The organism is Cohnella sp. GbtcB17 (assembly GCF_019091135.1).
In the GTDB taxonomy this organism is placed as follows: domain Bacteria; phylum Bacillota; class Bacilli; order Paenibacillales; family Paenibacillaceae; genus Cohnella.
In genome coordinates this window covers 1-518 of record NZ_JAGXJW010000168.1, presented here as the reverse complement: position 1 = coordinate 518, position 518 = coordinate 1, and the positions used below count along the sequence as shown (strand labels likewise).

Below are 518 nucleotides of genomic sequence, written 5' to 3'. Positions count from 1 at the left end.
GAACTGGAGCGGCGTCATTGAGGTCGCCAGAACGAGCCGGTACGCGAAAAAACGGCGAACTTCATAGCGAACGATCGGGGGAAGGGATGCCGCGACGGGCCCTTCCTTCGAGCATATACTGCGGCCATTTAAAAGCGCTATAATGCTAGGACCAAGCTTAACGAAGAATCGCAAGGAGGGCGGCGGCCATGCGCAAGTTCCGAACATACGTCAACTCGGTCCGCTTTAAATTTTTCGCCGCCGTTCTCGTCATTTTCGTACCGCTGATCACTGTGCTGATCATCAACAACTTTTATTCCGGAGAGGTTGTCCGCAATCAGGTCGCGCAATCGAACAAAAACCTGCTCAGCCTCTACATGGGCCAGATCGATCAAAGGTTGGAAGAGGTCGACAAATATTTGTCCAACACGCTCGAGAGCGATCTGAACGTCCTGGATATGGGATTTCCCAAGTCGCGCGACGAGGACCGCTACAATATCGCAAAGCTGGCGCTGTTCAACAAGATGAAGGACGGTATC

General features: G+C 52.7%; 1 pseudogene. It reads left to right on the top strand.

The features are described from left to right. Nucleotides 1-188: 188 nt before the first annotated feature. Nucleotides 189-518: pseudogene (locus KVT38_RS33500) on the top strand (sensor histidine kinase); the annotation flags it as partial.